Raw genomic sequence first — 8,130 nt, forward strand, 5'->3', positions numbered from 1 at the left:
TTCCCTTGATAGGTAGATTCCGACCTGGAGCCAGTCGGCCACACAGTCGTGTGGGTCCGGTGGCCCGAAAGGCCGTGTCCGCGGCGGTGGTAGCGGCCCTGCTGGGCGGTGCGTCCGCCCAGGTCGCGTCGGCCACCCCTGCTCCTTCGCCGTCTGATCGGCAGGGCTCGGTCACCCAGGCTCTGTCCGCACTGGACCGTCTGGCCGCTTCGCTGCCCAAGACAGGCTCCACGCAGGCTCCCACTGCGCCGTCGAAGCTGGCGCGGATGAGCGCGGAGGGAGACCGGCAACTGGTGGAGACCTACGCGGAGTTCGCCGAGGAGGAGGAAGTCCGCGAGGCCGCCAAGAAGGCCCTGGAAAGCAGCGATCCGAACGCGATCCGGGAGTTCCTGGAGCACGGTGAGGCCGAGGCCCGTCAGCGAGCCAAGGACAAGAAGGACGGCGTCGACGCCAGCAACCGCAAGAAGATCGAGGCGATGCGCGGCAGTGGCGGGCCGCACTTCAACGCTGAGGTCGAACGCGTGCTGGGCCCCAAGGCCACGGCCACGGACCGTGCCGACTTCCTTGCCTTCGGCGCAGAGATCGCCCGGCAGCGGGATGCGAAGGATGAGCAGACCGCCAAGGAACGCGCCGCCGAACTCCGCAAGCGCGTTCAGATGCTGGCCGGCGTCGGCGGGCCGGAGGTGCAGAAAGCCGCCCAGGCCGCACTGGCCGCCGGTACTGACAAGGCGATTGAGGAGTTCCTGGAAAAGGGCTACCAGATCGCCGCGCAGAAGGACGCCGACGACCGCGCCGCGCACGAGAAGGCGCTGAAGGAGGCCCAGGAGGCCGCGGAGAAGCTGCGGGATCTGGCGCAGCGGACCGCCCGCGCGGCCGAGGCGCGTACCAAGCTGATCGCCGTCCACGGGGATGCCGTCAGGGAGCTCAAAACAGCTTCCAACGCGATGACGCAGGCGGCCGCGGCCGCCCGTGAGGCCGATCGGATGCTGTCGGCGGACCGGGCCGGCAAGCGTCTGTCGGACTACGCAGGCGTCAAAGCCGAGGTCGCCCGCCAGGTCGAGTACGCGGGCGATGCGGCCCAGGCGGCCAAGGTCGCAGCGGCCCAGGCCAAGGTGCAGGCCGACATCCTGGTGGAGACCGGGCTGACGCACGGCACCCAGTGGGCCGAAGTCGCCTACGGCATCGAAGCCGCGGCCGATGCGGCGGCCAAGGCCGCCCAGAGTGCCCAGCATGCCGTGGACGCCACCGCAGCCGACGCAGCCGCGCTGAACAGCAAGAACGCAGCCCAGGCACACGAGCAACAAGCCAAGAAGTGGCGGGCCAACGCCGAAGAGCAGGCCAAGGCCGCAGCCCAGATGGCCGCAGCCGCCGAAAAGCAGGCCAAAATCGCCGCCGATGCGGCCGCCCGGAGCAAGCAGGCCCGCATCGACGCCGAGACGGCCGAGCAAGAGGCATGGGAGCACGCCAAGAAGACCCGACAGGCACGCATCGAGGCCGAGCGGCAGGCACGGATCGCTGCCGAGCAGCGCCAGATCGCCGAACGTGAACGCAACCTGGCCGCCCAGGCCCGCGCCCGCGCCGAACGCGAGCGGAACGCCGCCGCGGCGGCACGGGCCCGTGCGGAAGCCGAGGCACGTACCGCCTCGGCGCTCCGGGCGCAGGCCCAGGCCGCCGCAGCACAGGCGGCTTCCGCCCGGGCCAGCGCAGCAGAGAAGGAAGGTATCGCCGCCCAGGCCGACGAAAAGGCCCGCGGCGAGGAGAACAACGCCCGCGAGGCAAGAAACAAGGCGTTCCAAGCCGAGCAGAACCACCAGGCCAAGGAAGCACGCGCGCGGGCGACCGAGGCGATGGCCGCCTCAGGCCGTGGCACCGCGGCTGCCGGTGAGGCCAATACCGCAGCACAAGCAGCACGGGCGGACGCCAACACCGCCGGGGCGGCTGCCAGTTCGGCCCGCAGCGCGGCCGACGGAGCCAGCAGTGCGGCCATGAGGTCCCGCGCCGCGGCCACTGAAGCCGCAGGCCACGCCGCCCGAGCGCGGGCAGCCGCCGCAGAAGCCACCGCACACGCCGCCAAGGCCAACGCGGCCGCCAACAACGCCGAAGCCGCCGCCGCACGCGCCAACCAAGCCGCCAACAAGGCTGAGGCCGAGTACCAGGCCACCAACGCCGCAGCCCAACGAGCCAACACCAAGGCAGCCGAAGCCACCGCCCAGGAAGCCCGCGCCGGCATCGCCGCACACGAGGCATCCCGCCTGGCCGGACTAGCAGCCCAGCACGCCAACAACGCCCTGCAGGCAGCCAACCGCACCAGAGACGAAGCCGACGGCGCCGTCCGCGAAGCCGCTATGGCCCGCCTCCAGGCCACCGTCGCCGTCCAGGCCTCTGGCGCCGCACGCACCACCGCCGCCGGCATCGCTGACCCCGCCAACACTGCCATCGAGCTGACAGCCCCCTTCACCGGCAAGGACCTCGACGCCGACTTCACTGCCGAGGTCGCCAAGGCCGCCCTCGAGACGGGTGAGGAGCAGGTTGCCTCGGCAGAGGCCAAGGCCGCCGAAGCGGTCAAGGCCGCCGAGGACGCCGAGGCTGCCGCCAAGCGGGCAGGCGCCCAGGTCGCCCCTGCCTTCAAGGCCGCCGCCGACGCCGCCCGTTCCTCGGCCAACGCCGCACGGTCCGCGGCCGCGGCCATGAAGTCCGCAGCCGAAGCAGCCGCCGACGGCGCCAAGGCCAGGGCCGCCGCAGCATCCGCCAACAAGGCCGACACCCAGGCCAAGGGCGACGCCGACCTCGCTCGCCAAGCCGCCAACCAGGCCGCCAAGGACGCGGCAGCCGCACGCAAAGCAGCCAACGAGGCCGAAGCCGAAGCCGCACGGGCCCGCAAGGCAGCCGCCGAGGCAGACCAACACGCCGCCGCGGCCAACAGTGCCGCCAACCAGGCCGAACACGAAGCCAGCGTCGCCCAAGGCGCGGCAGCCCAGGCGGAAAAGGACGCCGCCGCCGCCGACAAACTCGCCAGCTCCGCGGAAAACCACGCCAAGTCCGCGGAAGAAGCCGCCAAGAACGCCAACAAGTACGCCCAGGAAGCCAAGGAGACCGCCGAGAAGGCCGAGGAATACGAACGCGAACAGGAACGCAAACGCCGCGCAGAAGCCGTTAAGGAAATAGGTAAGGGCGGCAGTCAAGAGCTGACGGAAGAGCAAAAGCTCACACTTGAGATTTCCGGCATATTGCCTGAGCAGTTGGAGAATGCCAACAAGATCAACGGAAAGTCGATTGGTGACTTTCTGGAGGAAAGCGGTGGCGAGATCCTCAAGGGTCTCCTCGGGCTCGACGACATCGAGAAGTGCTTCACCGAAGGCAACGTCGAAAGCTGCATCTGGACGCTCGTCGGCATCCTCCCGTGGGGCAAGGCGTTCCAGGCCATCAAGGAATTCCCGGCAGTCTCCAAGGCCATCTACCGCACCGTCACCGGCTTCGGTAAGTTCATGCGCGAGTCCTCTGCGGCAAAGAAGCAGATCAGCAATGCAGAGGGAGTCCTGGAAAAGTACCGTAAGGATTGCCCGGTGGGGAACAGCTTCACGCCGGAGACGCCGGTGCTGATGGCCGACGGTACGCACAAACCAATAAAGGATACTCGCGTCGGCCAGCAGGTTTTGGCCACCGACCCCGCTACAGGAAAGACCGAAGCGAAAGAAATCACCAACGTGATCGTTGGCGAGGGCCAGAAGCACCTGGTCCAGATTGCCATCGACACCGACGGCGAAGACGGCGATACCACCGGCACGGTGAACGCCACTGATAATCATCCGTTCTGGGAGATCAACAAGGCCAGCTGGCTGGACGCCAAGGACCTCAAGGCAGGAGACCGCCTCCGCACCCCCAACGGAGAGCCGCGAGAGGTCATCGGCACGCGCACCTCGACTGAGAGCCGCACGGTCTACAACCTCTCCGTCGAGGGTATCCACACGTACTATGTGCTGGCGGGGGCCACGCCGATCCTCGTCCACAACAGCAACTGCTGGTCGAAATACGAGGACATCACAGACCCCAAGGCTCGCGTGAAGAATGTGCGGACGAACGTCGGCCCCAAGGAATTTGGAGAAAATCTTGAGGCTAACGGGTGGACCCGCATCGAAAGGGGGCCGAACGTTGAATATCAGAAGGATGGGGCGCGATACTTCCTGCGAGCCAAAGCCAAGACTGTCGAAGGATGGACAGCGGACTACTACAGGCCAGGATCGAAGAATGCCGACATCAAGATCAGGCTGGGGGATCAGTAATGCTAAGCGAGGGTTCGCTCATGCCGGATAATGACGGGTACCTTGCCATCCGCTCGCGTAGCGAGGTGACCTTTGACCTTGATTCCAGGTTCCCTGGCCAGGTTTTCAGGAAGCGCGCGGGAGACTCGTTGTTTTGTGAGTTCGACGTGGTTCTCTCTCCAGAAATCTGGCCAGCGCTCTGCATGATGGCCCAGTGGCACGGAGACGACCATATCGAGCTGCTAGTTCTCGAGCCGGACTGTGACGATTTCTATGTCCCCGAGGGGCTGGGATACCCGGCGGTGTCTCTGTCCGTCGAGGCCGGTGAGGACGACTACTGGGCTGCGATCGGCTTCACGCCGGACGGCGACGCTCTGGGATCGATCACGATCTCGGCGAATGTCGTCGCGCTGACCGGAGCATCCGGAAAGTGGGGATGCTGGGGTGAAAGGGATCCCGAGGTGGCGGTATTCCAGGGGTTCCCCGACGCGGCCGCGCGCAGTGAATGGTGCGCTCGCTTTGGGCCCTTCCTGAACGTGTCAGGCGCGCTGGAGTCGTATCTTCCGATGGCTTTCGGCGGGCGGCCCGTTCCGGACGCGTACGCCACAGCCCTGGCCGCCAACTACGGACCTCCGAGCGGTAGACGGCCGTAATGACACGGCGAGCCCCGGCGTTTCGGCGGAATGCTTCGCCGACTCGTGGGGGCCAAGGCTCCTCGTCGAGTTCCACGATCCGGCCCAGGCGCTAGGCAACGGGTAGTAGTGTCCTTGCGCGAGTTTGAAGCCCCGTCAGGTAGTCCCTGGCGGGGCTTCAGCGTGGGGTGACGGTAGTAGATGATGGCAACGTCGGTGGACGGGGCGGTGCAGGGTGGCGGTTCGTCATCACATTCGGCCGCCTCGGTGATCGATGGCTGGCCAATCTGGATCCGGGATTGCGGCCGGTGCTGCTGTGAGGTTCCCTCGTTGCGCGAGAGGCGCCGATCAGCTGGTCAGGATTGACGGGGTTTCAGGTTCGTCGGTTCGGCCGTCGCCTGCTCGGCGTAGTGCTTCTCCTCGCATTCGATAGGGCTGAGGAAGCTGAGCCTGTGCTCGCAGACACGTGAGCACAGGATGCACCGGCCGATGTCCGGCTGCAGCACCCGGTCGCGACCGCAGGACGAGCACGTCGCCCTGGCCTCCGCCTCCTTCATCCGGCGCCAACACCGGCAGCAGTACTGCCGGTCGCGATATCCGACTGAGGCTCTGCAGGTGGCGCAGTCGCGTTGCTTCTTACCCACCGCGGCCGCCGGGCGTCACAGGGGCGGCATCGACCGGCCCCGGGCCGAGGCGTCCTTGGGCAGGTCGGGCACCGGCCGGGGCGGTGCGACCGGCCGCTCGTCGGGGGTGGTATCGACCTCGATCAGGTCGTTGGGGGTGCAGTCCAACGCGGTGCACAACGCGGCCAGCGTGGTCATCTTCACCTGCGAGGGCTCCTTGGTGAACAGCGCGGACACGGACGCCGAGGACAACTCCAACCCGGCCTTCTCGGCCAGCAGCCGCCGCAGCTCAGTCCTGGTCCACACCTCGCGCTGGGCAGCCGCCATCCGCAGCCGCCATCGGATCTTCATGCCGTGGTGTTCTTCCCGGTCAGCTCCGCCAGAGCGCCGGCCACAGCCCGTTGATAGGCGTCCTCGATGAACGTCGAGGAGGGCCGGATTCGACGATCGCTTGGCACAACCCGGTGCTGTTCCTGCCGTAGCCGCATCCGGCCACCGAACAGGACGGCAGGGTCCCGTCTCCGCGGATCTCGGTTGCCGTCCTCGCGGTGAACTCCTCCTTGTCCGGCCGCCCTTCGGCATTCCACCGCTGATGGTGTGCGCTGCACATTCCGTGCAGACGAGCAGCCCGCAGGCAGGAGCCGACCAGGCAGGAGCCGCTGCCGAAGACGGGGTCGTCGGGCTCGAAGACCAATACCGCGGACCGGAATTCAGGGCGGACGGCAGCCATCAACTTCTCGCGCAGACCGGCCGGGTAGTCAGCCGGCGGTGTCTTGTGGGACGGGGCGGTCTCCGAGATCTGCTGTGTCACAGCCTCACCTCCCGACCGGCGAACCAGCCCGCGTCCTCCAGGGCCCGGCGGACGTCCTCGGCGGTGAGGTGTAATGGTGACGTCGGGTATTGAAACTGTCTGAATGCCCCAGCTGTCCTGATCGCGTGCCGCTGCGCTGGAACAACGGCTAAGACGTCGTTTCTTTTGGTGGTGGGTCCCTCTGGTCGCATTCCGTTGAGTGCTGATCTATGAGTGTCAGTGACGTGTGGCAGCCTCGCGTGCATGAGCTACGACCTTGCTGTCTGGGAGGGGCACCGCCCCGCGGATGACGCCACTGCCGGGAAGATCTTCCATGACCTGTTCAACCGCTACACGCACACCGATGTGAAGCATCCACCGACCGATCGCATAGCCGAGTACGTCGCCACACTTCTGGAGCGGTGGCCTGACCTCGCAGAGGACGAGGACGACGTCTCTCCCTGGTCCACCGGGCCGCTGATCGGGGAGGCCAAGGGGCCGCTGATCTACTTCCCGATGCGCTACAGCATGGCCGACGAGGCATCGGCCTATGCGGCAGAAGTCGCCTCCTCGATGGGGCTTGTCTGCTACGACCCTCAGGTGCAGCAGCTCAGGTCATGAGCCGCCCCAGTCTGCGGTAGCCGATGAGGGCTGCGGCTATGCCGACGAAGGCGAGGAAGTGTTCGGCCTTGCGTTCGTATCGGCGGTGGAGTCGACGGCAGCCGGCCAGCCAGGAAACGGTCCTCTCGACCACCCAGCGATGCAGGCCCAGTCGCGTGGAGGACTCTATGCCCCTGCGGGGCGATGCGATGGCGGATGCCACGCTTGCGGAGCCATCTGCGCAGGTGGTCGTAGTCGTAGCCCTTGTCGGCATGCAGCTTCGCCGGCCGGCGCCTGCGCGGTCCGCGGCGGGAACGGATTGGCGGGATGCCGCGGACCAGTGGCTCCAGCCCTTGGCTGTCGTGCATGTTGGCCCCGGAGATACCCAGCGACAGTGGCAGCCCGTTGCGATCGGTGATGAGGTGGATTTTCGATCCGCTCTTGCCGCGATCGGTCGGATTCGGTCCTGTCAGTGGCCCCCTTTTGCCGCCCGGACACTGACCGAGTCGATCGCACAGCGCGACCAGTCCACCTCGCCGCGGGCTCCGAGCTCGTCGAGGATGACCCGGTGGAGCCGGGCCCAGACCCGGTCCCTGCTCCACCGGGCGAAGCGCCGATAGACGGTCTGCCAGCACGGCCCGAACACCGGCGGCAACTGCCGCCACGTGCAGCCCGAGGTCGCCACGAAGACGATCGCGGCCAGAGTCTCGCGGTCACCCGCCCGGCGCCGGCCCCCGCCCTGCGGACGCTTCACTTCCGTCGGCGGCACCACGCGCCGGAACAGCACCCATAACTCCTCCGGCACCAACCGCTCAACCAGATCCGTCATGGCCTGACCAACGACCAATAAGCCCAAAAGAAACGACGTCTAAGCACCTGCTCGATTCTTACCTTGAATTCGGGCTGGACCGGGACTTGCGTAAGATCCGACACGCCTTCAGGCGTGCGACGCCACGTTCGACCGGCGCCGTGCTGTGGCCAGCGCTCAGTTGACGGTTCGCCAGGTCGGCGGAAGCTCCCGTCTCGGCGGCCGCCTGAGGGGTATCGCCGCCCGAAACCATGCCTGACCAGGGAGAATCAAAAGATAACGTTCGGTTGAGATACGGCTTCTCATCGATGTCGGTGGTCCGACACACTCCGTACGCACATGCCGGTCGTACGGGGCGAATTCCGGCTTCCATGATCGCCGTCAGTCGTGTGACAACTTGCCATGTGCTCGGGGCGGC

7 protein-coding genes and 1 pseudogene are annotated in these 8,130 nt (G+C 67.0%); 3 read left to right on the forward strand and 5 right to left on the reverse strand.

What is annotated here, in order from left to right:
• The first annotated feature begins 59 nt into the window (after positions 1-59).
• Positions 60-4,280 (forward strand): polymorphic toxin-type HINT domain-containing protein, encoded by a 4,221-nt coding sequence (locus PV796_RS09650; RefSeq protein WP_274912534.1) that lies wholly within the window; start codon positions 60-62, stop codon positions 4,278-4,280.
• A gap of 20 nt (positions 4,281-4,300) precedes the next feature.
• Positions 4,301-4,912 (forward strand): hypothetical protein, encoded by a 612-nt coding sequence (locus tag PV796_RS09655; RefSeq protein ID WP_274912535.1) that lies wholly within the window; start codon positions 4,301-4,303, stop codon positions 4,910-4,912.
• Between the two features lie 638 nt (positions 4,913-5,550).
• On the opposite strand, the gene PV796_RS09660 is transcribed toward PV796_RS09655, so the two are convergent.
• Complete coding sequence (locus tag PV796_RS09660) at positions 5,551-5,865, reverse strand: helix-turn-helix domain-containing protein (protein ID WP_274912536.1); 315 nt, start codon at positions 5,863-5,865, stop codon at positions 5,551-5,553.
• Positions 5,866-5,884: 19 nt separating this feature from the next.
• Positions 5,885-6,325 (reverse strand): hypothetical protein, encoded by a 441-nt coding sequence (locus PV796_RS09665; protein WP_274912537.1) that lies wholly within the window; start codon positions 6,323-6,325, stop codon positions 5,885-5,887.
• 243 nt (positions 6,326-6,568) lie between these two features.
• On the opposite strand from PV796_RS09665, the gene PV796_RS09670 reads away from it, so the two are divergent.
• On the forward strand, positions 6,569-6,925 hold the full coding sequence (locus tag PV796_RS09670) for a hypothetical protein (RefSeq protein WP_274912518.1): 357 nt from the start codon (positions 6,569-6,571) through the stop codon (positions 6,923-6,925).
• Here the strand turns inward: PV796_RS09670 and PV796_RS42340 are convergent.
• The 3 genes and pseudogenes from PV796_RS42340 to PV796_RS42350 all read right to left on the reverse strand — a co-directional run bounded on the left by PV796_RS42340 (position 6,915) and on the right by PV796_RS42350 (position 7,733).
• On the reverse strand, positions 6,915-7,058 hold the full coding sequence (locus PV796_RS42340; protein WP_446750716.1) for a hypothetical protein: 144 nt from the start codon (positions 7,056-7,058) through the stop codon (positions 6,915-6,917). The genes PV796_RS09670 and PV796_RS42340 overlap by 11 nt on opposite strands.
• A gap of 34 nt (positions 7,059-7,092) precedes the next feature.
• Positions 7,093-7,488 (reverse strand): annotated as a pseudogene (locus PV796_RS42345) (transposase); the annotation flags it as partial.
• On the reverse strand, positions 7,374-7,733 hold the full coding sequence (locus PV796_RS42350) for a transposase (protein ID WP_446750581.1): 360 nt from the start codon (positions 7,731-7,733) through the stop codon (positions 7,374-7,376). The gene PV796_RS42350 and the pseudogene PV796_RS42345, both read right to left, overlap by 115 nt.
• Between the last annotated feature and the right edge of the window lie 397 nt (positions 7,734-8,130).

This window comes from Streptomyces sp. WZ-12, from assembly GCF_028898845.1.
GTDB lineage: Bacteria > Actinomycetota > Actinomycetes > Streptomycetales > Streptomycetaceae > Streptomyces.

Bases quoted from the DNA above. Each gene is read 5' to 3' on its own strand.
- PV796_RS09655 (WP_274912535.1), top strand. From the start codon at position 4,301: ATGCCGGATAATGACGGGTACCTTGCCATCCGCTCGCGTAGCGAGGTG.
- PV796_RS09660 (WP_274912536.1), bottom strand. From the start codon at position 5,865: ATGAAGATCCGATGGCGGCTGCGGATGGCGGCTGCCCAGCGCGAGGTG.
- PV796_RS09670 (WP_274912518.1), top strand. From the start codon at position 6,569: ATGAGCTACGACCTTGCTGTCTGGGAGGGGCACCGCCCCGCGGATGAC.
- PV796_RS42350 (WP_446750581.1), bottom strand. From the start codon at position 7,733: ATGACGGATCTGGTTGAGCGGTTGGTGCCGGAGGAGTTATGGGTGCTG.